Origin of the sequence: Limnohabitans sp. DM1 (assembly GCF_001269385.1) — a bacterium.
In the GTDB taxonomy this organism is placed as follows: Bacteria; Pseudomonadota; Gammaproteobacteria; order Burkholderiales; family Burkholderiaceae_C; genus Limnohabitans_A.
The window spans coordinates 101,412-121,890 of record NZ_CXOO01000026.1 but is presented as its reverse complement, the minus strand read 5'-3'; the positions used below and the strand labels follow the sequence as shown (position 1 = coordinate 121,890).

At 61.7% G+C, this 20,479-nt stretch carries 21 protein-coding genes and 1 pseudogene; 8 read left to right on the top strand and 14 right to left on the bottom strand.

Annotated features, from left to right (window positions below; all coding sequences use genetic code 11):
* Nucleotides 1–116 precede the first annotated feature (116 nt).
* From AMM33_RS10435 to AMM33_RS10420, 5 genes are all read right to left on the bottom strand, one after another.
* Nucleotides 117–395 (bottom strand): cupin domain-containing protein, encoded by a 279-nt coding sequence (locus AMM33_RS10435; protein ID WP_090141065.1) that lies wholly within the window; start codon nt 393–395, stop codon nt 117–119.
* Between the two features lie 74 nt (nt 396–469).
* A complete protein-coding gene (locus AMM33_RS10430; RefSeq protein WP_090141063.1) occupies nt 470–1,153 on the bottom strand; it encodes an RluA family pseudouridine synthase in 684 nt (227 codons plus the stop codon).
* A 75-nt stretch (nt 1,154–1,228) separates the two neighbouring features.
* A complete protein-coding gene (locus AMM33_RS21940; RefSeq protein ID WP_194945376.1) occupies nt 1,229–1,366 on the bottom strand; it encodes a hypothetical protein in 138 nt (45 codons plus the stop codon).
* 237 nt (nt 1,367–1,603) lie between these two features.
* Complete coding sequence (locus tag AMM33_RS10425; protein WP_090141061.1) at nt 1,604–2,239, bottom strand: nitroreductase family protein; 636 nt, start codon at nt 2,237–2,239, stop codon at nt 1,604–1,606.
* A gap of 48 nt (nt 2,240–2,287) precedes the next feature.
* A complete protein-coding gene (locus AMM33_RS10420) occupies nt 2,288–2,821 on the bottom strand; it encodes a pseudouridine synthase (RefSeq protein WP_090141059.1) in 534 nt (177 codons plus the stop codon).
* Nucleotides 2,822–3,054: 233 nt separating this feature from the next.
* On the opposite strand from AMM33_RS10420, the gene AMM33_RS10415 reads away from it, so the two are divergent.
* Complete coding sequence (locus AMM33_RS10415; RefSeq protein WP_090141056.1) at nt 3,055–3,750, top strand: SOS response-associated peptidase family protein; 696 nt, start codon at nt 3,055–3,057, stop codon at nt 3,748–3,750.
* A gap of 148 nt (nt 3,751–3,898) precedes the next feature.
* Here AMM33_RS10415 and AMM33_RS10410 read toward each other — a convergent pair whose 3' ends face one another.
* The 6 genes from AMM33_RS10410 to AMM33_RS10390 all read right to left on the bottom strand — a co-directional run bounded on the left by AMM33_RS10410 (nt 3,899) and on the right by AMM33_RS10390 (nt 8,314).
* The gene (locus AMM33_RS10410) at nt 3,899–4,375 is read right to left on the bottom strand and encodes an SRPBCC family protein (RefSeq protein ID WP_228768070.1); all 477 of its coding nucleotides are present in this window, start codon (nt 4,373–4,375) and stop codon (nt 3,899–3,901) included.
* Nucleotides 4,376–4,524: 149 nt separating this feature from the next.
* Complete coding sequence (locus tag AMM33_RS10405) at nt 4,525–5,151, bottom strand: pyridoxamine 5'-phosphate oxidase family protein (protein WP_090141051.1); 627 nt, start codon at nt 5,149–5,151, stop codon at nt 4,525–4,527.
* 77 nt (nt 5,152–5,228) lie between these two features.
* Complete coding sequence (locus AMM33_RS21935) at nt 5,229–5,411, bottom strand: hypothetical protein (RefSeq protein WP_194945375.1); 183 nt, start codon at nt 5,409–5,411, stop codon at nt 5,229–5,231.
* Nucleotides 5,408–6,109, bottom strand: a complete 702-nt coding sequence (locus tag AMM33_RS10400) for a type I restriction-modification system subunit M N-terminal domain-containing protein (RefSeq protein ID WP_228768069.1) — start codon at nt 6,107–6,109, stop codon at nt 5,408–5,410. Before AMM33_RS10400 ends, AMM33_RS21935 begins: the two co-directional genes overlap by 4 nt.
* A gap of 130 nt (nt 6,110–6,239) precedes the next feature.
* Nucleotides 6,240–7,502 carry a D-alanyl-D-alanine carboxypeptidase family protein gene (locus tag AMM33_RS10395; protein WP_090141314.1) on the bottom strand — a complete coding sequence of 421 codons (1,263 nt, stop codon included), beginning with the start codon at nt 7,500–7,502 and terminating at the stop codon, nt 6,240–6,242.
* Between the two features lie 104 nt (nt 7,503–7,606).
* The gene (locus tag AMM33_RS10390) at nt 7,607–8,314 is read right to left on the bottom strand and encodes a LysR substrate-binding domain-containing protein (RefSeq protein WP_090141049.1); all 708 of its coding nucleotides are present in this window, start codon (nt 8,312–8,314) and stop codon (nt 7,607–7,609) included.
* Between the two features lie 289 nt (nt 8,315–8,603).
* Between AMM33_RS10390 and AMM33_RS10385 the strand changes: the two are divergent.
* A pseudogene (locus tag AMM33_RS10385) lies at nt 8,604–8,997 on the top strand (4-oxalocrotonate tautomerase family protein).
* A 187-nt stretch (nt 8,998–9,184) separates the two neighbouring features.
* Here AMM33_RS10385 and AMM33_RS10380 read toward each other — a convergent pair.
* Both AMM33_RS10380 and AMM33_RS21930 read right to left on the bottom strand, forming a co-directional pair.
* Entirely contained in the window at nt 9,185–9,664 is a 480-nt protein-coding gene (locus AMM33_RS10380; RefSeq protein ID WP_090141047.1) for a hypothetical protein, read from the bottom strand.
* Nucleotides 9,661–10,236, bottom strand: a complete 576-nt coding sequence (locus AMM33_RS21930) for a DUF4377 domain-containing protein (RefSeq protein WP_194945374.1) — start codon at nt 10,234–10,236, stop codon at nt 9,661–9,663. The genes AMM33_RS10380 and AMM33_RS21930 overlap by 4 nt, the downstream gene beginning before the upstream one ends.
* Before the next feature lie 252 nt (nt 10,237–10,488).
* Between AMM33_RS21930 and AMM33_RS10370 the strand changes: the two genes are divergently transcribed.
* From AMM33_RS10370 to AMM33_RS10360, 3 genes are read left to right on the top strand one after another with little or no spacing between them, the layout of a single operon-like run.
* Nucleotides 10,489–11,214 (top strand): ABC transporter ATP-binding protein, encoded by a 726-nt coding sequence (locus AMM33_RS10370; RefSeq protein WP_090141043.1) that lies wholly within the window; start codon nt 10,489–10,491, stop codon nt 11,212–11,214.
* A gap of 2 nt (nt 11,215–11,216) precedes the next feature.
* Complete coding sequence (locus AMM33_RS10365) at nt 11,217–13,574, top strand: ABC transporter permease (RefSeq protein WP_090141041.1); 2,358 nt, start codon at nt 11,217–11,219, stop codon at nt 13,572–13,574.
* A 14-nt stretch (nt 13,575–13,588) separates the two neighbouring features.
* On the top strand, nt 13,589–14,764 hold the full coding sequence (locus tag AMM33_RS10360; RefSeq protein WP_090141039.1) for an efflux RND transporter periplasmic adaptor subunit: 1,176 nt from the start codon (nt 13,589–13,591) through the stop codon (nt 14,762–14,764).
* A gap of 66 nt (nt 14,765–14,830) precedes the next feature.
* On the opposite strand, the gene AMM33_RS10355 is transcribed toward AMM33_RS10360, so the two are convergent.
* Nucleotides 14,831–15,394: a DNA-3-methyladenine glycosylase I gene (locus tag AMM33_RS10355; protein ID WP_090141036.1), complete on the bottom strand. Its 564-nt coding sequence runs from the start codon at nt 15,392–15,394 to the stop codon at nt 14,831–14,833.
* Nucleotides 15,395–15,519: 125 nt separating this feature from the next.
* On the opposite strand from AMM33_RS10355, the gene AMM33_RS10350 reads away from it, so the two are divergent.
* From AMM33_RS10350 to AMM33_RS10340, 3 genes are read left to right on the top strand one after another with little or no spacing between them, the layout of a single operon-like run.
* A complete protein-coding gene (locus AMM33_RS10350; protein WP_228768080.1) occupies nt 15,520–16,899 on the top strand; it encodes a hypothetical protein in 1,380 nt (459 codons plus the stop codon).
* Nucleotides 16,900–16,921: 22 nt separating this feature from the next.
* The gene (locus AMM33_RS10345) at nt 16,922–17,632 is read left to right on the top strand and encodes a hypothetical protein (RefSeq protein WP_090141035.1); all 711 of its coding nucleotides are present in this window, start codon (nt 16,922–16,924) and stop codon (nt 17,630–17,632) included.
* A 7-nt stretch (nt 17,633–17,639) separates the two neighbouring features.
* Nucleotides 17,640–20,468 carry an ATP-binding protein gene (locus AMM33_RS10340; RefSeq protein WP_090141312.1) on the top strand — a complete coding sequence of 943 codons (2,829 nt, stop codon included), beginning with the start codon at nt 17,640–17,642 and terminating at the stop codon, nt 20,466–20,468.
* The last annotated feature ends 11 nt before the right edge of the window (nt 20,469–20,479 follow it).

Here is a 20,479-nt window from a genome sequence, read left to right as displayed (position 1 = left end):
CGACGATTTCTTAAACACTAGATTTTAGCCAGTGATTATCCGCTCTGATTTGAATACTTTTGATTAACTCCGATGATGCGGTCGTGCTATTTGAGAACTTGGTCGGGTCCAGGCCATCAATTTTTCCGAGCCACCCAATAAGTAGCCCCCTGAGGGCCATAACGCTCTGCATGTGCCACATTGCGTGCCAGCTCAAATGCATCGCCTGGGCGCAAATGCCGCGTCTGCCCCTCTACGGTCAGCCAAAATTCGCCTTTTGTGACCAAGGCTTGCACATCAAACGGGTGTGTGTGGGTGTCCAGCCAGGTGTTGGCCTCCCAGCTGCGCTCCAGCACTTCGTCAAAACCAGAGGCTTTGGCCGCTGAAGAAAAGGTGTCGAAATCGGGTGAGGTCATGGCCGAATTCTATGCAACACCCCTGTGCCCCCATGAAACCCGCGAGACAGCCCCGACTTGGGGTGTTTTGCATTTCAGTGGGCGGGCGCTGCGGTCACGAAGGGGGACTGTGCGGACCAGGCGGTCGGCAAGCTGAAAGACATGGGGGCGGCGGTAAACGGGTGTGTAAAGGCCAATTCTTGCGCTTGCAGCAGTAAGCGCGGGCTGAGCGCTTTGATCTCGGGTGGCGCATAAAGCGAGTCGCCCAACATGGGGTGGCCAATGCTTTGCAGGTGCACGCGCAGTTGGTGGGTGCGGCCCGTCACGGGTTCCAGCTCCACCAGGGTGGCGGTGTCGCTGCTTTGGAGAGCGCGCCAGCGGCTGCGGCTGGGCTTGCCATCGGGATGGACGATGTGAATAGGGCGGCGCTCCCAGTCGAGCAAGATGGGGCCGTCGATCGTGCGCCAGCCGTCTTCGTCCACAGTGGCCGTGGCCTGCGTTTGCAGGGGCTGTCCTGCGACCACCGCGACATAACGTTTTTTGACCTGCCGTGTCTCGAATAGCCGGCTCAGACGGCGCTGCGCTTCGATGCCCCTGGCCATCAGCAGCAAGCCCGAGGTGTCCTGGTCCAGGCGGTGCACGATCAGCGCTTCAGGGTAAATGTCCTGAACGCGTTTGGACAGGCAGTCTTGTTTGTCCGGCCCACGGCCAGGAACGGAGAGCAAGCCGCTGGGTTTTTCAAGCACCAGCAGGTGCTCATCGACGTGGATCGGGGTCATGTCAAAACGATCAGGAAACAACAGGCATGAGCCAGCGACCCACTGCACGCGGGCGGCCAGGCCTTGGCGGCCAAATCAGGAGGGTTTTTTGCCGCGAGGCGCCACAAAAGTGGTCGGGGGCATGGGGCGGTCAGACGTCAAAGTCTTTGGCGGGGTGGTGTCTTTTTTTGGCTTTTTGGCCATTTTGTTGCTGCGTTGTTCGCCTTTGGCCATGGTGGCTTCCTCGGTGGTTATCCCGGTTTGAGATGCTGTCGATGGTACGCCACAAAGCAAGCGAGCTATTCTTGCCGGAGCAGAATTTGTAGGTCGGTGGCAACAAAGCCGCTATGGGCCTGTGCTGTAGCCCACAATGCCGGAGCTGAAGCTACCGACCTACTGGGCAGCATTGGTAGGTCGGCGGTCGAAGACCCCGACACAGGCGTCAGCCCACTGGGTGGGCTGACGGGGCGATCACTTCACTTCGGTGACGAATTGGTCGCGGGGGCGGCGGACCTTTTTCAGGCCCACCAGCCAGTCGCCTTCGCCGCGGTAGCCCAGCGGCACGATGGCTACGCTGCGCAGGCCACGGGCGCCCAGGTCCAAAATCTCGTCCACCGCAGCGGGCTCGAAGCCTTCCATGGGGGTGGCATCGACTTCTTCAAATGCGGCGGAAATCAGCGCAGCACCCAAGCCAATGTAGGCCTGACGGGCAGCGTGCTCAAAATTCACCTTGGGGTCGCGGCCGGGGTAGTTGGCCAGCAGCATCTTGCGGTAGTTTTCCCAGCCTTCGTTGGTGCCACCGCGCTCGGCGTTGCTGAAGTCAAAGTAAGTGTTGATGCGCTCTGCGGTGTAGTTGTCCCAGGCGGCAAACACCAACAGGTGTGAGCCTTCGGTGACCTGAGCCTGGTTGTAGGCCTTGGGCTGGATCTGGGCGCGCACGGCGGGGTTGCTGACCACGATCACCTCAAAGGGCTGCAAACCGCTGGACGTAGGGGCCAGGCGTGCGGCTTCGACGATGCGGTCCACTTTGTCTTGGGGCACAACCTTGCTGGGGTCCATTTTTTTGCAGGCGTAGCGCCACTGCATTTTGTTCAGCAATTCGGACATGTATTTTTCCTTGTGGTTTGGTGAAAACGGGCCATTGTGTCGCAAAGCTCAATCCACAGGTTGCCAGGTGCCGGTGGGCAGGTCACGCAGGTGATACGGGCCAATGGCGGTGCGAATCAGGCGCAGCGTGGGCAGGCCCACGGCGGCCGTCATGCGCCGCACCTGGCGGTTGCGCCCCTCGCGGATGGAGAGTTCCAGCCACGAGGTGGGGATGTTTTGGCGCTCGCGGATCGGCGGGTGACGCGGCCACAGGTCAACCGGCGGCATTAACGCACGGGCGCGCGCGGGCAGGGTGGGGCCGTCGTTCAGCACCACGCCCCGGGCCAGGGCGGTCAGGGCCTTGTCGTCCACCACGCCTTCGACCTGCACCAGATAGGTCTTCTCCATCTTGAAACGCGGGTCGGCAATCCGTGCCTGCAACTGGCCGTCGTCGGTCAGCAGCAGCAAGCCTTCGCTGTCGGCGTCCAACCGCCCGGCCACATACACGCCGGGCAGGTCGATGTGGTCTTTGAGCCCGCGCCAGCGCCCCTCGGGGGTGAACTGGCTGAGCACGCCATAGGGCTTGTTGAAACGGATCAGCATGAGGAGACAGGGGGGCAGCTTGGAGGGCGTGAGCGTAGCAGGTCGTGTGCTCCGGGGTCTGTAGGGTGGCTTCAATTTGCATCTTGTGGGAGAACATCTGCTGGCGATCAGACGCTGGGGGACCACAATCTTTTCGCTTGCAGTGCAAGCTTCCACAAAATGCGCCCAACTGGCAACACACTGCTCGGACTTCATCGGGCCGGATCCATCATGCATGGGTTAGCATCCCCCGCATGAGCACCCAATACGAATGCCTGAAAAGCGCCGACCTGTATGCCGAGGCCTTTGGCGTCGCCCCCCCTGAAACCTTGACCGGCAAACAAGTCTGGCCGCGCCAGCCGGGTTTTTTCATCCGCAAAGCCGCATCAGCAAGTTCCGTGATGGCCGAAGTTGATGCCTCTAGTGAAGCCTCTGCCAACCGTTTGGTGTTGGAGCTGACCCAAGGCCAATTTGGCCTGGTGCCCACTTGGGTCAAGTCGGCCTCAGACGCCAAACTGCGCTCCACCAAGTTGGCGGTCACTCGCTACGAAACCATGAGCACCGCCACGCCCACGCGCGAGACCTGGCTCAATGGCCAGCGCTGCATCATCCCCATGCAGGCTTTTTTGGAAGACGACTGGCGCAGCGGCAAAGCCGTGCCCACCCGCATTGCCCGCGTGGACGGCAAACCCATGGGCGTGGCGGGCCTGTGGGAACACTGGGCCAAAGACGGTGAAAGCATCACCAGCTTCACCTTGCTCACGGTGAACGCCAACAGCCACGCGTTGATGAACCGCTATGGCCAAAATGGCAATGAAAAACGCATGCCCGCCATCCTGAACGAAGGCAGCTGGGCCGCCTGGCTCAGCGCGCCAGTCGACAAGGCGCGCGAGTTCATGCGTGCCTATCCGGCCCACTTGTTGCTGGCCAATCCTGTGCAGAAAAAGTAAGACTTAAGAACTGCCTATTCTGTGGGCAATGTGTCGCAGGGCAAGCGGGATAAGGGTTTGCGAGGATATCCCTGCGCTTGTCCACAGCTTCATGCACAGACGGACGGGACAACTTGCCAGGCGCGAAGAAGGCTCTGTTTAGGGCCTCTCAGAGCGTGGCCGCCAGCGCCGCCAATTGGTCGGTGGCAATGCCCCAGCCGATGTGAAAACCCATTTGTTCATGTGCGGCGCAGTCTTCTGCGCTCCAGTGCCGGGCGCGTGCGGTGTAGCGCGTCTGGCCGCCTTCGTCTTCAAAAGTCAGCACGCAAGTGAAAAATGGTTTGGCCGAGGGTTGCCAGTCGCCGGTGTAGGCGTCAGTGAACACCAACCGCTCATCTGGCAACACCTCCAGATAAACGCCATGGTTGGGCACTTCGGTGCCGTCAGGCCCTTGCATCGTGATGCAGCTGGCCCCGCCGGGGCGCACATCCATCTCGGCGCGGATGGTTTTCCAGGGCGGCGGCGTGAACCACTGCACGATCAGTGCAGGCTCCGTCCAGCAACGAAACAAGTTGTGGCGCGGCACAACGATCAGCCGCGTGAGCACCAACTCACGGGCATCGGCAGCGGGGGTATTGGGGGTCATGAAAGTCATCCTGTAAGGGGTGGAAGGGGGAGGACAGGCGGCTGCCTGTTGAACAGGCACAGTGTGCCAGACCGCATGGAATCAGGGTTTGCGCGGATGTCCACGGCCTTGTCCACAGCTTCATGCACAGACGGACGGGACAACTTTCCTCACAGCGATTGCTGGTAGCGGTCCAGCATTTGTGCCTGGGTTTCTGCCTCAATCTCTTCGCCCTGGAAGGCGCGAATCTGATCGCGCATCATCTCGCCCATGCTGGGCAGTTGCGTCCGATCGGTGTGGCGCGAAGCGTCCCACAGCTGTGAGCGCATGAAGGCCTTGGCGCAATGCAGGTAAACCGACTCCACCGACAGCCGGATCACCAGCGCGGGCGTGCGCCGCGCATCGGCACACAGCGCCAAGTCAGCCGGTTCGGTGGACAGCATGGCGCGGCCATTGACGCGCAAGGTCTCGTCAAAGCCCGGCACTATGAACAAAGTGCCCAAGCGGCCCGTGGCGATGATGTTCTCCAGCGTGTCCAGCCGGTTGTTGCCCGGCGAATCGGGTACGAGCAGCGTCTGCGCGTCGAGCACCTTCACAAAACCCGGCTCGCCCCCGCGAGGCGATGCGTCCATGTGTCCCTGCGCATCGCTGCTGGCCAGCACCACAAACGGCGACAAGTCAATGAACTGCACCGCATGCGCGTCGAGCGCCGGGATTTCCTTTTTGAGCGCACGCTCACGGGCGGGGCCGAAGAGCTGGCGCAGGGCGGGGAGGGTGGTGATGTGTGGGGTGGTCATGGGGGGCTGTGGTCAGGCGAAATACCCAAATTGGGTGGGTTCATGCCCAATTTGGGTTGGATGAGCGCGGGGCATCATCAAAAGGTGGTTGGGCTTTTGCTAACTTCATTTGTTGCAGTTTCGCAATCCTGAAGTGTCATCTGCAAGCTTGTGTATTCGTCTTGCAGGGCGTCGTAGGCTTGCTTGACTCCAGGTTTCTCCAGCAGCGCTTGACGGAATGCGGTGTCGTGCGCAACGGGTTGGTAAGCGGTATCCGTCATTTCAATGCCCCTGCGCCATGGCCAGATCGATGACCCGCTGGGCGGGAGTGCCTTGCTCCAGCGCGGTGCGGGGTGCGGGCTTTCCAGGAAAGCCCGCAATTGCCAGCCGTCGGTCGAACCCAAGGCCGCAGCCATGGGTGCGATGACCGGAAAGATGAATGGCTCGATCTGCCAGCGCGGATCAGCGGGCGCGGTGTGAAGTATTCGCCGCCATTGCGCCCGGCGTTGCCCATGTTTTTGATCTTGGCTTCGTACAGGTGCGACAGCTCGTGCTTTTGCGCTTGACTGCGAAAGCGCAGTTCGTCGATGCGGTCGATCACGTCGCGCAGGTCGTAGCCGCTTTGGATTTTGTGGGTGATCTCGCCAAAGACTTCACCGATTTTGTATTCGGTGGTCTGCGGCCCGCTGGCGCGATGCTTGAAGCCTGCCAGATAGGGGAACAGTTGGCCGTTGACAAAGCCTTTGAGGTCGTCGCCCGTCATGGCGGCGTTGTGGTCCATCTTGCCGTCTGCTCCTTTGGGTGCAGCCCATGCGGCCCAGCGGTAGGGATCGCTCAAGATGAACTGGTAGTCACGCCCCTCCAGCACCGCCTCGGTGGCTGTGTCGGCTTCGAGGGCGTCGAGGTACTTTAAAAACAGCAGCCAGGAGGATTGCTCGGTGTAGTCCAGCTCGCTGGTGCACCCCGCGTCTTTGTGCAAGATGTCAACGATATCTTAAAAGGTTTGTTCGAACATAAGTTTGCATTTTAGGGGCTGAGTGGCGGCGTCAGCCCGTGAAAAAGGCACCCTAAGGTGCCTTGGCGTTGGTCTTGTTGCGGCTCAAGCCTGTTTATCGGCCGACCCACTTCATCACATGCTGCCAGCCGCGCAGCAGAAAGCCCGAGCGTTCCACCTCGGCTTGCGCCACCAGTGGGGCTTCGCCCACGGGGTTGCCGTTGGATGTGGCGATCACTTTGCCGATCACTGTGCCTTTGGCCACGGGGGCTTCCAGGCCGGGCTTGAGTTCCACGGCGGTCTGCACTTGGGTGCCGCGTGGCACGGTCAAGAGCCACGGCGTGCCCAGGCCTACAGCCACGGTGTCGGCCTTGCCGAAGCTGACTTTGACCGTGCTGACCACGGCGCCTGGCTGAACAGGGGTGGCTTTTTCGAAGCTGCTAAACCCCCAGCCGAGCAGGGTGCGCGATTGGTCAGCCCGTGCTTGAGGGCTGTTGGTGTTGAGGATGACCGAGATCAGGCGCATGTCGTTGCGCTTGGACGAGGTGACCAGGCAGTAGCCCGCTTCAGCGGTGTGGCCAGTTTTCAGGCCGTCCACGCTGGGGTCGGTGTAGAGCAGGGCGTTGCGGTTGCCTTGCTTGATGCCGTTGTACTTGAACTCGCGTTCCGCGTAGAGGGGGTAGTACTCAGCGCCGTCGCGGATGATGGCGCGTGCCAGGATGGCCAGATCTCGCGCAGACGATTTGTGCGCCGGGTCCGGCAGGCCCGTGGGATTCACGAAGTTCGTGTGCGTCATGCCCAAGCGACGGGCCTCGGCGTTCATCAGCTTGGCAAAGCCCGCTTCGGAGCCGGCCATGTGCTCGGCAATCGCCTTGGAGGCGTCGTTGCCCGACTGAATGATGATGCCGCGCAGGATGTCGATGACGGTGGCCTGGCTGTTCAGTGGCAGGTACATGCACGACTCGGCGCTGGTGCCCCGGCACCAAGCGTTCTCACTGACCGAGACCAGGTCGGTGGGCTTGAGCTTGCCCGAGCGCAGCGCTTGCTCGATCAGGTAGCTGGTCATCATTTTGGTGAGCGACGCGGGCGGCAGGGCTTCGTCGGCGTTGGCCGAGGCGAGCACCTGGCCGGAGTCGAAGTCCATCAGCAGCCAGGCTTTGGCGGGCAGCGCAGGGGCATTGGCCGCCAAAGCGGTTTCAGCCGCCAGGGGTGGCAGGGCGTTAGCGGCGGCAGCGGCCTTTTTGTTGGAGGCGGCCTTTTGATGGGCCGCAGGCTTGGCAGCTTTGTGGGGGGCAGCGAAGGTGGCTGGGTGGGGGATCAAAGCGCCAGCAGCGATGGCGAAGAGGACAGGAAGGAGGGAGGAGGTCTTGGTTTTCATGGTGATCGCAGGCAGGGTGTCGATTGTCACCGATTGGTGATGGTGCGCCCGTGGTCTGCCGCTCAATGGGCTTAACTGGCTGGACTGTGGTCATCAGTCCGTGCTTACCCCAAACACCCCGCCCAGTAGTCCGCACAAGCCCTGATCTTGGGCAGCCGGTGCCGCTCGGGCAGCATCACGGCATAGACGGGGATGTCGCGCACTTCAAAGCTGCCCTGCAGCAGGGGCACCAGTTCGCCGATCAGGTGGTGGCGGGCCAGTTCGTCGGGTGTCTGGGGTGTGCCGTGCTGGGCCAGATAGGCGGGGCTGGCATACAGGGTGCGGCTGGCGTAGCCCATGGTGCGGGCCACCAGGTTGTCGCTGTGCACGTCGCCCGTGCGGATGGCGATGTCTATGCCGTCGCGGGCCATGTCGGCCAGGCGGTCGTCCACCACGATGTCGATGTGCAGTTGCGGGTAAAGCCCATACAGGCCGGGCAGGCTGGGGGCGATCACGGCCTCAGCCACCGAGGCGCTCACACCCACACGCACCCAGCCGCTGGGCTGGCCTTTGCGCATTTGCAGTTCTGCCCCGAGCACATCGGCTGTATTGAGCATGTGCTGCCCATGAGCGAGCAGCGTGTCGCCTTCGTCCGTCAGGCTCAGGCCGTGGGTGCTGCGGTGCATCAGGCGTGCGCCGCAGGCGGTTTCCAGCCGCGTCAGTGAGCGTGTGACTTGGCTGACCGGGATGTCGCGTTCGCGGGCGGCCGCTGACAGTGAGCCCAGTGCCGCAATGCGGGCAAAAAGTGCAAGGTCGTCCAGGTGAAAAGGCATGGGGTCATTCTATTGATCCGGCCCTGTGAAGTTTGCAGGGTGGCTTTAACCTTGCACCTCATGGGCGCAAGCCCTGCTGGCGATCAGACGCTTGTGGACCACAGGCTTTTCGCTTGGCTGGCAAGCTCCCACAAAATCCTCCCAACTGGCAACACGCAGCTCCGACTTCATCGGGCCGAATCTATAGGTTCGTTTTGCAATTAACGGTTAACCGATTTGCTTTTTTTGCTGTTTCCAAGGTTTGCTTGTGTGCATAAAGTTGCAACCTTCATTCACAGGAGAAAAAAACATGCCTATTTTGAATGTCTTGCTCAGCGGCTCAGCCCATGCGCAAACCACCCGTGAGGTGGCCACATTGCTGACTGATTTGACAGCCCGGATGCTGCACAAAAAAACCCGAACTCATCTCCATAGCTGTGCGTTATGTCGAACCCGAGCATTGGGTAGTGGGCGGTCGCACATTGGCCGATCAAGGGCGCTCCAGCGCCTATGTCGAGATCAAGATCACCGACGAGACCAACAGGCGTGCCGAAAAATCGGCCTACATCCGGGCGGTGTTTGACGGTTTTTCAGCCTTGATGCCCAACCTTCACCACGAAAGCTACATCCATGTGCACGATGTGCGGGCGGGGGCTTGGGGCTATGGTGGCTTGACACAGGAGTACAGGGCGCATCAAGGGTGAGCGGTGGCGTCTCGATTCAGCGCGCCTATTGACCTGGCACGCTGAAGTTTGAAATGCGTGAGAAAGGTCATCTCGTAGGTCGGTACTCGCAGAGTCCGACGTTATGGGTTTCGGCACAGGCCCATGTCGGGGTTTTCGACCGCCGACCTACAACAGTTTTTCGCATTGAAAACTTCACAGGGCCGAATCAATAGGTGGCCTCCGCGCGCAGTGCCACATCTTTTTGAAGTTTCAGGTCGGCTCCGATCAGCCGCAGTTGGGCAACGCCCCCCTGTTGGTCAAGCAATAAACGGGTTTGCCGTGGCTCATCTCTTTTCCAGTCGAGGACGTAGACCACGGCGTTGTGGTCTTGCTCAAAGCCCTTTTCGGTGTTGACGTCGCCCTCCATGCGCAGACCGTCCTGGATCATTCGGTAGGTCTGGAAATCGTCCCGGATTTGCAGATGCACTTGTTGGCCATCAAGCGTACCTGTGTAGACCGAGAATTTTTCAGCGGACTCTTCGCTTTGGTGGAGGTTGCAGGTTTGCCAGCGTTCTTCGTAGCTGCCGCCAGCGTCCAGGCAGCGGTCAACGGCGATGAATTCTTTGGCCCATGAAAAATACAGCGTGGCACAAGCTGCGCCCAAGCAGATGCCGATCAGCAGCCACAGGGGGGTGCGCAGGGTCATGGCAAAACCTTCAGTAGTGTGTAGCTGGTGTTGGACGCATCGGCGGGCGGGTTCTCAATGTGGTCTTTGCGCACGCGCAATGTGTAGCGATGGCCGGGTACGTGTGTGAACCCTGCGATGTTGCCAAACAGGGGTTCCCATTTTGGTGTTGGCTGGCCGGGCACGCGTTCGCGCACCATGAGGCATTGCATCTCGATCAAGCCGGTGCAGGTGCGGCGGTGGGGAGCCACCTCCAGCGTGATGGCACTGCTCATCCAGGGGCGTACGCATTGGTTCAGTTCTTTGTTCCATTGAAAGCCAGCAGAGCCTTTGCAGCCGTGGGCGTCCACGTCAGAGCCGACCATGGGCGTGGGCTGGGTTGTGCATTCGCCTTGAGACACCACGGTGGCTTTGGCTGCGTCCAACATGCAGCGGTTGGCAAATGTGCGAGGGGCGGGGTCACCAGCAACATGACCGCACACGGGGGCGTATTCGCGGGTGCAGATTTGTGCAAAGGATGTGCCGCAGTTGAGCAGGCCCATGAGGGCGATAAGGCTGGCGCAGAGCGCTTTGTGGGACATAAGTTTTTTCATGGTGCTGTGTGATGGCGTTAGGTCATCCATGCAAGGGGGTGCATGGTAGCCGCTTTGAGCTGATGAGATTTTTTGCCAATGTGAAGCAGTTGACCGACACCGAATGGGGCCTGTTGCAGCATTGTCTTGATGGAAAGCGTCTGGCAGGCGTGCCCCCCAAAAAAAGACGTGACAAAAGACGTGACAAAAGACGTGACCCATTGCAACACGGAAGATGCACCATTGAGCGCTATATCGGGTCAAGCCCACAGCATGGTTGATGTTGCCAAGGTGCAGCAGGCGGTGTTTCACCTGGATCACATTTCCAAGGTGTACCGCATGGGTGACAACGAGATCCATGCGCTGCGCGATGTGGATCTGGATTTGCAGCCAGGTGAGTTTGTGGTGTTGCTGGGGGCATCGGGCAGTGGCAAGTCCACGCTGCTGAATATTCTGGGTGGGCTGGATCGGCCCACATCGGGGCGGGTGCGCTACCGCGACCATGAATTGACTTCGGCCACGGTGGCCGATCTGACGCAGTTTCGGCGCGAGCATGTGGGATTTGTTTTCCAGTTTTACAACCTGATCCCGAGCCTGACCGCTTTTGAAAATGTGGCCTTGGTGACCGAAATCGCCGCCAGTCCCATGGACCCTGACGAGGCCTTGGGCCTGGTGGGCATGGTGGAGCGGCGCAATCATTTCCCGTCGCAATTGTCCGGTGGCGAGCAGCAGCGGGTGGCCATTGCCCGCGCCATTGTCAAGCGCCCGGATGTGCTGCTGTGTGACGAGCCCACGGGGGCACTGGACTACCCCACGGGCAAGCTGGTGCTCTCGGTCCTGCAGCACGTCAATCAAACGCTGGGCACGATCACGGTGGTGATCACGCACAACGCGGCCATTGCGGCCATGGCAGACCGGGTGATCCGCATCAGCAGTGGCCGCATTGTCGAGGTTCAGCGCAATGCCACCAAGGCGTCGCCCGAGGAGATTTCGTGGTGAACATGCTGGGCCGCATGCTCTGGCGTGACCTGTGGCATTTGCGCGGGCAATTGGTCGCAGCGGCTTTGGTGGTGGCCTGTGGCATTTCGGTGCTGCTGGCCCTCAGGGGCACTTACCAGTCACTGTTGCTGGCGCAAACCGATTACTACCAGACGCACCGTTTTGCGGATGTGTTTGCCCACCTGCGGCGTGCCCCCGATTCGCTGGCCGAGCAGATGCGCCAATGGCCTGGGGTGGCCCAGGTGCAGACGCGCCTGGTGGTCGAGGTGACGGTGGATGTGCCAGGACTGGCCGAGCCGGCTATTGCCAAGCTGGTCTCGGTGCCCAGCACGCACAGGCCTTTGCTCAATGATTTGCAGTTGGTGCGTGGTCGTTACCTGGATGCAGGGGCCTCGGATCAGGTGCTGGTCAGCGAGGTGTTTGCAACGGCCAATGGCTTGCAAGTGGCAGACAAGCTGGGCGTGTTGTTGCATGGCCGAAAAAAGGAGCTGGTGATTGTGGGCATTGCCTTGTCGCCCGAGTTTGTTTATGAGGTGGGCCACGGGATGGTTTTTCCCGACAACCGGCGTTATGGGGTGATGTGGATCGCACACGAGACGCTGGCCCCGGCGTTTGACATGCAGGGGGCTTTCAATGATGTGAGTTTGTCCTTGTGGCGGGGTGCGAGCGAGCAAGCGGTGATGGCTGCGCTGGACGGCTTGCTGCTGCGTTATGGTGGCCTGAATGCCCATGGCCGCGATACCCAGCTGTCGCACCGTTTTCTGACCGACGAATTGGGTGAGCTGGGTGTCATGACCACGGCTTTGCCGAGCTTGTTTCTGGCGGTCTCGGCTTTTTTGTTGTACGTGGTGCTGTCGCGCCTGGTGGCCACACAGCGCCCGCAGATTGGCTTGCTCAAGGCCTTTGGCTTCACGGACTTTCGCGTGGGCCTGCATTACTTCCAGTTTGCTTTGGTCACCGTGGTGATTGGCTTGTTTCTGGGCGTGCCGCTGGGCCTGGTGTTGGGACAGAAGTTTGTGGACATTTACCGCGCTTTTTTCCACTTTCCGTCCTTGCGCTTTGTGGCCGATCCCGCGCTGATCGGGCTGTGTGTGGGCGTGAGCTTGTTGTCTGCGGGAGCGGGGGCCTGGCTGTCTGTGCGCAGGGCGATCTTGTTGGCACCGGCCGAGGCCATGCGGCCTCAAGCGCCTGCAAGGTATCGGGCGGGCACTTGGCTGCAGCAGCGCTGGGCCCTTGGCTTGCCCGCTTCGGTGCGCATGATTGCGCGCAATCTGGTGCGGCGCCCCTGGCGTGCCCTGGGGTCTGTGTTGGGCATCGCGTGCGCGATGGGCTTGCTTCTCATGGGGCGTTTTGCCATGGATGCGCCCAATCACATGTTGTCGGTGCAGTTCAACCAGGTGCAGCGATACGACGTGATGGTGACCTACAACGAGGCCCTGGGCCCTCGGGCCTTGATGGCGATGGGGGGGATGGATGGGGTCATCCAGGTGGAATCCTTTCGTGCACTGCCCGCCTGGCTGGTGCATGGCCATCGGCGCAAATGCATTGACGTCATGGGGCTGACGCAAGGCAAGGGGCAACACCAGTTGCTGGGTGCCGATGGGCATGCTGTCGATCTGCCACCGCAGGGCCTAGTGCTGTCGGCCAAGCTCGCCGACATTCTGGGTGTTGTGCCAGGTGATCGGCTGACCCTGGAGGCCCTGGAGGGGCGCAGGCCCGTGCTTGACATTCCGGTGGTCTCGGTGGTCGACGAGATGCTGGGGCTGGGGGCCTATATGGATGCACGGGCTTTGGCGCGCTTGCTGGGTGAAGACAACACCAGCTCGGGAGCTTTTTTGCGCATTGAGGCCGACAAGGCGCTGCAGGTGTATGAGCGCCTCAAGCGCATGCCTGTGGTGGCGGGCATTGCCGTGGCGCACGCGGTCCAGCAAAGTGTGCGCCAGACCATGGAGCGGGCCTTCTTTTTCTTCAGCAGCATCTTGCTGGTGTTTGCCTGCGTGATCATTGCAGGCATGGTCTACAACAGCGCGCGCATTGCCCTGTCTGAGCGGGGCAACGAGTTGGCCAGTTTGTCTGTGCTGGGTTTCACCCAGCGCGAGGTGGTTTTTCTCTTGTTGGGTGAACAGCTGGTGTTGCTGCTGCTGGCCATTCCTGCAGGCTTGGCCATTGGCTACGGTTTGTGCGCGATGCTGGTGCCGATGTTTGACCGGGACATGTTTCGGGTGCCCTTGGTGCTCACGCCATGGTCCTATGCCTATGCGGTGTTGGCGGCGCTGGTGGCGTCGGCTTTATCGGGTGTGCTGGTGGCCAGGCGCATTCGGCAACTGGACCTGATCGCGGTCCTCAAGACAAGAGAGTGAAGAGGGGGGTGAACATGATCTGGAAGCGGATGGGTTTGGTCTTTGCCGGTGCTGTCAGCGTGGCGGCGGTGGTGTTGGTGCTTTGGCCTGCGCCTTTGGCGGTGGATGGCGTGGCTGTGCAGACTGGGCACATGCAGGTCACGGTGGACGATCTGGGGGAGACGCGCAGCCATGATCGGTTCTTGCTGTCTGCGCCTGTGTCAGGACGCCTGGCGCGCATTGCACTGCGCGATGGCGATTGGGTGGATGAGCAACAGTTGCTTGCGCGCATTGCGCCCCTGCCTTTGTCCGAGCGCGAGCGCATCGAGTTGACGGCACGCGTGGCCTCTGCACAAGCCCTGCAGCGTGAAGCGCAGCAGCGCGTGCGCCAGTCTGCCGATGAGCTGAGCCAGGCGCAGCGTGAATTGCAGCGTATGCAGCAGCTGCAGGCACAGGGCTTCATTGCGCCGCAAGGCCTGGAGCAGGCCACCCAAAAAGAGAGGTCGGCCACTTCGGCACTGGAGGCGGCGCGGTTTCGTGCCCGTGCGGCAGCGGCCGATGTCCAGCTTGCGCAAGCGGCCATGGACGCCATCCGAGCTGCACAGGCAGGCGCGCAGGGTTGGCTGGAGGTGCGTGCTCCCAGGGCCTCGCGGGTGCTGCGCATCATCGACCCCAGCGAACGGGTGGTGGCCATGGGCACCCCCTTGATGAGCCTGGGCGATGTGGCTCATCTGGAGGGCGTGGTCGAATTGCTGTCGACCGAAGCGGTCAAAGTCGCGCCCGGCATGCCGGTGCTGATCGAAGGCTGGGGTGGCCAGCAGGTCCTGCACGCCCGGGTTCGCCGGGTGGAAAACTATGCCTTCACCAAGGTGTCGGCTTTGGGCATTGAGGAAAAGCGCGTCAATGTGATCGTTGATTTGGATGACCCGCCGCCAGCTTTGGGCGATGGTTTTCGATTGACGGCGCGCATTGTGGTCTGGCAGGCCGACAAGGTGCTCAAGGTGCCTGCCAGCGCCTTGTTTCGATGCGGACAGGCCTGGTGTGTTTTTGTGATTCAAGATGGCCGGGCACGCCAGCGCGCCCTCACGCTGGATCACCGGAATTTGCAGGAAGCTGAGGTGACCGAAGGGCTTGTGCCGGGCGAGGTGGTGGTGCGTTACCCTGGCAATGAACTCCAGGATGGGGCCAGGGTTCGTTGGCGCAAATCATGATGGGCGTGGGCCTGCAAACGTGCTTTGGCGTTCAGCATGGCTTGTACGGGTGATGGCTGGCCAGATTCAAGCGCTCAGCGGGGCATGCCGGTGGCAGCTGACCAGGTGGTCGTTGACCATGCCGGATGCTTGCATGAAGGCATAGCAAATGGTGGAGCCCACAAACTTGAAGCCTGCCTTGCGCAAGGCTTTGCTCATGGCGTCCGATTGCGGGGTCTGGGCGGGCACTTCGCTCAGGCTGCGGCGCTGGTGTTGCAGGGGCTGGCCATCTACAAACTGCCAGACAAATTGGCTGAAACTTTGGCCGCTGGCTTGCAGCGCCAAATAGGCCTGGGCGTTGCTGATGGTGGCGGCCACCTTCAGGCGGTTGCGCACGATGCCGGGGTTGGCCAGCAGTTCGGCCACTTTGTGTGCGTCGTAGTGGGCGATTTTTTCCGGGTCAAACTGGTCAAAGGCTGTGCGATAGGTCTCGCGCTTTTTCAGCACCGTGGACCAGGACAGCCCGGCCTGTGCGCCTTCGAGGTTGATCAGCTCAAACAAGGCCCGGTCATCGCGCAGGGGCACGCCCCATTCGGTGTCGTGGTAGTGGCGGTAAAGCTCAAAGCCTTCGCACCAAGGGCAGCGTTGCATACATCTCCTCAGGTTGAGGTGGAGTTTACCGGGGGTGTTATTGGACAATCTTTCTTTTTGCGTGACTGTTGCCAGCGGGTCTCTTGGCACAATGCGCAGACAAATTTCAGGGAGCCGTTTTGAGTGTGACGCCAGACATGGAATCGGCCTTTGCCGATTATTTTCGAGACCCCGATGCCGTGGCAGATTCGCCCCTGGCGTATCAAATTGAAAACAACGCCGCGCTGGTGGAGGCCTTGCGCAGCCTGTTTCAAGGCCCTGGGGGCCTGGTGCGGCTGCGGGTCTGGGTGCTGCTGACCTTGGTACAGCAAGGCAGTGCCTACTTGTCGCGCGAGGTTTTGGACCAGTTGTTTTATGCCGTGCGCCCTGAGGCGCTGGACAGTGTGGTCAAGCGCTTGCGCGAAGCGGCTTTGCTCAGCTGGGACGAAACCCAGCGCCACTATGGTTTGACGGCGCTGGCGCAGCAGGTGGCGACCATGTTGGCGCCTTTGACGCAGCAGTCTGAAGACGAGCTGAGTGGTTTATTGGGCCAGGTGGTGGGCGCTGACCGCCTGGGCACGCTGGACGGCGCGCAAGTGCAGATGCTGCAAGCCCAGCTGGGCCGCCTGCACCATGAGTTTGCCGATGCGATTGCCAGCGGCTCGGAGTTTCGTCTGCGTGAGGCGCGCAAGCGTTATGACCGGGCCTCGCGCCTGATTGACAAGGCCTCGGACACGATCACCGCCATCATTGGCAATGCGCGCGGCCAGCTGCGCATGGAGCAAGCTGCACGCGGGCTGGGGCAGGCGCAGTCGCGTCTGTTGGCCATGGCCAGCCAGTTCAACCGGGCTTTGCAACAGGTGGACCGCCAGCGTGTGACCCTGGGCACCACTGGCATCACCAGCACCGATGTGAAGCTGTGGCTGCAAACCCAGGCCGGGCTGGAGAGCCTGATGGAGGCGGCCATCGCGCAGCCTGTGGGTTTGAGCGTGCTGTCGCCGCACGACATGCTGGATGTGACCGAAGCCGAGTTTGAGCGCGACCGGCCAAAGGCGCAGCTGGCCGAGGCCTTGCCCACGGCGCAGGCCGCGCCCGTGGGCGATCTGACGGCCGTGGCCTTGCCGCAAGAGCTGGGCGCCTTGTCGGATTTGCTGGCGCAGTGGGGCGTGTTGGCCGGGGCTGAGCCCGGTGCACAGGGTTCAGATGCAGCCCCGGTGCATTGGTACGACATCAGCCAGGCGGTGCTGCACCCGCTGGACGGAGAAGACCATGCCCGCTACGCCCAGGTGGCCTACAAAACCCAGCTCATGCCGCTGTTGGGCGATGCGCAGGCCCAAGACTTGCCCGGCCCCACCGGCCAACTGGCCCGCCAGCCCTGGCGCGTGCAGTGGCAAACCGAGGTGCAGGCGCTGGACCACCCGGCGGTGTCGCACCTGAGCGCAGGCCTGCTGCGCAGCATCCATGCGCCCGATACCCCTGAAAGCGCCGCGCCCACAGGGGAAGCCGCCCCAAACACGCCCGTCTGAACACTTTGCATTTTTTCCAATCATGACCCTGAACACCCTCACCGACGATGCGGCCTTGCTGATCGCCGAGTTGCTCTCTCGCAAATACCTGCCGCGCCAACACCCCAGGGTCAGGCGGGCGCTGTCCGATGCCGAGCTGTTTGCGCTGGTGGAGCAGCGCCTGGCGCAGGTGGGCCTGCGCTGGGTAGACAACATTTACGCCGACCATGTCTGCCTGGCCTTGCTGCCCGCGCCACAAAACCATGTGCTGGGCGAGGCGGGCCTGAACGCCAACAACAACCTGGACTTGCCCCGCGACGCGGTGGCCTTGCTGGTGGTTTTGTGGGCCTTGATCGTGCTGCCCAAGCGCGAGCGCCAGACCAGCCGGGTGGCGCCCGATGCCCCGCAAAACGAAATGTTTGCCAGCAGCAAACCCCTGCCTTCGGCGCAAAGCGTGAGCCCGGTGCTGTCGTACAAGGCTTTGCTTGAAGACTATGGCACCCAGCTGGGCAAAAAGATGCGGCTGGACGGCAACCTCAAATTGCTGGAGCGCCACGGCTTCATCGTGCGTTCAGGCGATGACATCAAGGAAGGTCCCTTGCTCGATGTGCTGCTGGACTATGACGTGATGGCCCCACGTATCCTGAACGGCGCCCTGGCCGATGTGCTGGCGCGTGAGCATGCGCTACAGGCTGCTCAGGATGCCGCGCAGGATGTGGTTGCCCAGACAGACCCTGCTGCCCAACCCGATTGATTGCACCATGTTCCATTTGCAAAACCTTGAACTCGTCCATTGGGACTATTGCCAGCGCGTGAGCTTGCCGCTGGACGCGTCGATCATCACCATTGCCGGGCCCAACGGCTCGGGCAAAACCACCTTGCTGGACGCGATGCGCACCCTGCTGGGCCTCAAATGCTCGCAGCCGCGTGACTACAAAACCTATGCCCGCCATGCCGGTGCGCAAGTGGCGTGGCTGCGCGCCGTGGTGGACAACAAGCCGCACACGCGGCAAACGTCCAGCCGCCCGTTTGCGCGGCAGTTGCTCTACAGCGATCAGGTCACGCTGGCCTGCCGCATCGAGCGCAATGGCGGCGACTGGCAGCGCCGCTACATGGTGGTTGAAGGCGATGTGAGCATCGAGCAGCTCAGCGAGCGGCCCGACAAAGAGCTGCGCACCATGGGCGTCGAAGCCTGGGCGCGGGTGCTGTCTGACGCGGGTTTGTCGCCCGCCATTGCCAAAGTTTTGTCGCTGGAGCAGGGGCAGACCGACCGCCTGTGCGAGTACAGCCCGCGAGAGCTGCTGCGCCTGGTGTTTGATGTGTTTGGCGATCAGGAAGTGTTGAACGCCTATGACACCGCTCGCGACCACCAAAGCCAGTTGAGCCGTGAGATGCAGCAGGCCGAAAAAGAACTGGACCACAGCAAAGCCCAGCTGGCCGAATTGCAAAACAAGGTCACGCTCTACAAGCAATGGCAGCACAAGGTGCAAGAGCGCGAGCGCCTGGCCACCGAAGTGATTCCGGTGCTCGAATGGCAGGGCAAACGCCAAAAGCTGACCCAAAGCAGCCGCGAATTGCACCGCGACCGGCTGCGCCTGGCCGCCCACAAGGCAGAGCGGGCCGAACAAAACGCCCAGCTGCTGGGCTTGCTCAAGGCCCGCACGCAAGCCGAAGCCGATGAGCAGCGTTTGTTGGTCGAGCGAGACGCCGCCGCTGTGCAGCGCGACCAGACCCGCGACCTGGAGCGGCCCCTGGAAGACTTGAACAAGCGCGAGGCGCAGCTGCTGGCCCTGGTGGACAAGGAAAGCGATGCCGAATCGCTGCATGCGCATTTGCAGGATTTGCAAACCCGCATGCAAGACGCACAGGCCCGGCGCAGCGTGGTGCTGGACAAGAAAACGCAAGCCGACAATGCTTTGCAGTCGCTGGACGGCCAACGCACGCCCCCGCACCCACCAGACGCCCGCGCATTGCGCCAGCGTTTGCAGGCCCAAAATATCGGCCACCGATTTCTGGCCGAAGTGGTGGATGTGCACAACGAGCATTGGCGCGCTGCGGTCGAGGGCGTTTTGCGGCCTTTGCGCTGGGTGGTCTTGCTGGACCAGCCCGGTGATGTGGCTGCTGCCGATGCGCTGGCCTCTGAGCTGCGTTACCGCCACTACATCGTGGAGCCCGGCGAGGCGCTGCCCAAGGCCGACCCGCAAAGCCTGCTGGCGCAGGTGCGTGTGGACGGCAAGCTGCCGCGCTGGCTGGCCCAGCAACTGAACAACTTGCGCTGCGTGGACAGCCCCCGCGAGGGGCGCCAGTCGGCAGGCAACTGGATCACACCCGAGGCCTACACCTTTGATGGCCGAGGTGCCCGTTCGGTGTGGGTGGAGCCGCGTGACCACCAGTTGGGCGCAGCGGCCTTGCAGTCGCAGCGTGACGCCCTTGAAAACGATGTGCGCCGCCTTGATGCCCAGCTGGGGCCACTGACGCAAGCGCTGATGGACCTCAAGCGCCAGATCAAGGACTGTGAGCAGGCCCTGGCGGGGCACTCTGCCGCCGAGGAGCTGGCCCGGCGCGCCGAAGAGTTTGCCGACGCCCGCCAGGCCTGGCCAGCGGCCAAGCAAGCGCGCATGGCCGCCAGCATGCACTGGCAAAAGCTCGACAGCGCCTATATGCAGGCCAAAAGCCAATACCAGGTGGCCGACAGCCAATACCGCCAGCAAGAGCAAAGCCTGCGCCACAAAAACCAGGAAGCCGATCGCCTGGCCGCAGAAGTGCTCCAGCGCCGCCAGCAACTCACGGCCGAGGTGGATGCCTCGCAGCACCGCAAACGGCAAATTCCGCCGGGCTGGCGCTCGGCCGATGCCTTGCAAAGCCTGCTGGACAAATACGACAACGAAAGACAAGCCAAGTTGCGCATGGAGTCGGTCGAAGCCGAGCTGCAACTGGACACCTGGGAAAAAGACGCCACTGTGGAAGAGCGCTACCGCCGCATGGAAGCCAAGGTGCGCGAGCAGACCTTCAGCCTGCAAGACCACCAGGTCAAAAACGCCCAGGCCGCCACCGCCGTGCTCAACGCCCGCGAGAGCTACATCGAAGTCTTGCGCAGCACGGTGCGCCGTTACCGCAGCAACATCCAGGAGCTGGGCAGCCTGGCCGGGGTGGAGGTGTCGGCCGATTTGCCTGCTTTGGAAAACGAAGACTCGGTGCTGGCGCAGGCCGGGCTCAAGGTCAATTTCAACTTTGATGGCAAGGGCAGCATTGGACTGAATGACGGCGAAGCCTCGGGCGGTCAACAGGTCATCAAATCGCTGATTTTGCTGGTGGGTTTGCTCAAGGACGAAGAAAGCGCTTCGGGTGGCTTTGTGTTCATTGACGAGCCCTTTGCCCACCTGGACGTGCGCAACATTCAATTGGTGGGGCACTTCTTGCGCTCGACCCAGGCGCAATACGTGTTGACCACGCCCATCACGCACAACCTCGAAGTGTTTGAGCCCGCCGAGATCACGCTGGTCACCAGCAAAAAGCCGCGTGACAGCCGCTGGGCACCCCCGATTGCCGTGGCCAAGCGGCGCGGACAACCGGTGCTGGTGCCCGTGTAAGGAGGATGCTG